At 65.8% G+C, this 1,093-nt stretch carries 1 protein-coding gene; it reads right to left on the bottom strand.

All coding sequences use genetic code 11. The features are described from left to right. Positions 1-28 precede the first annotated feature (28 nt). Positions 29-868 carry an IS5 family transposase gene (locus tag ABZ297_RS46865; RefSeq protein ID WP_355361123.1) on the bottom strand — a complete coding sequence of 280 codons (840 nt, stop codon included), beginning with the start codon at positions 866-868 and terminating at the stop codon, positions 29-31. Between the last annotated feature and the right edge of the window lie 225 nt (positions 869-1,093).

The raw sequence follows: 1,093 nt of genomic DNA, 5'->3' as shown, positions 1-1,093 counted from the left end.
AGAGGGCGTTTGGTTTGATCATTTCGCCCTAGTATGTGCCGCGCCAGGTAGGCGTGTTTTCGCCGGTGATGCGCTTGCTCACGTTGTCGATCATCGCGATGTGGATCATGGATTCGGAGCTGCGGGGCAGCGACTCGAAGTCGCGGGCCAGGCGGCGGTGGAGCATCAGCCAACCTAGCGTGCGCTCGACGACCCACCGTCGCTTGACCACAGAGAAGCCTGAGGTCTGCGTGTTCCTCGGGACAATCTCGGCATCGATGCCCAAGGCGGCGGCGTGCTCGACGAACTGGGCCTTGAATCCGGCGTCCACCCACGTCTTGGTCAAGGCGGGGTGGGAGGCCTTGGCCTGATCCAGCAGAGCGATGCCGACCTGGTTTTCGGAGACGGAAGCGGCGCAGACCAGGACCGCCAGGAGCAGACCGCTCACATCGGTGACGACGCCCCTCTTCCTCCCGACGATCTTCTTCGCGGCGTCCGTTCCTTGAGTCTCGGTCGGCGGGTTGGTGGAGGTCTTGACCGATTGGGTGTCGATGACGGCCGCGGTCGGCTCGGCGGGACGGCCCTCCTTGACTCGGGCCAGACCGGTCAGCGCGTAATTGAGCGCAGCGAAGATGCCCTGGTCGCGCCAGGCGGCATAGTAGGCATAGACGGTGCCATGCGGCGGAAAGTCGTGCGGAAGGTACTTCCAGGCGATCCCGGTCCGATTGACGTACAGGATGGCGTTGAAGATGTCGCGCAGGTCGGTGGGGGCTTGTACGCCGGTCGGGCGACGGTCAACGCGGGCTTTACGCCAGGCGGTGAGAGTGGGCTCGATCAGTGCCCAGCGGGCGTCGGAGATGTCGGAGGGGTAGGGGCGGCGCTCGGTCATGGCAGAGCCCTACTCTCCTGCGGGCCGGGTTCGCACGCTTCGCGCCGGACCTGGCGTTTCCGGACGGCCCTACGCCAGACGGAATCCCGGGCCGCTACCCGGAGAAGACGGGCTGGCGGTCCGCCTCGCCGCCGTGGACAAAGTCCATCAAGTCCTACGGAACGGTCAGCTCGCCGGACGGCCAGAGTGGCACATAGAGCCGCGAGCACTCCCTAAACGCCCTCT

It is taken from the genome of Nonomuraea sp. NPDC005983, assembly GCF_040614375.1.
Lineage (GTDB): Bacteria > Actinomycetota > Actinomycetes > Streptosporangiales > Streptosporangiaceae > Nonomuraea.
Note: the sequence above shows the minus strand (reverse complement) of the source record. Positions and strands in the feature narration are given on the sequence as shown.

Coding starts and splice junctions, on each gene's coding strand:
- ABZ297_RS46865 (WP_355361123.1), bottom strand. CDS start 868: ATGACCGAGCGCCGCCCCTACCCCTCCGACATCTCCGACGCCCGCTGG.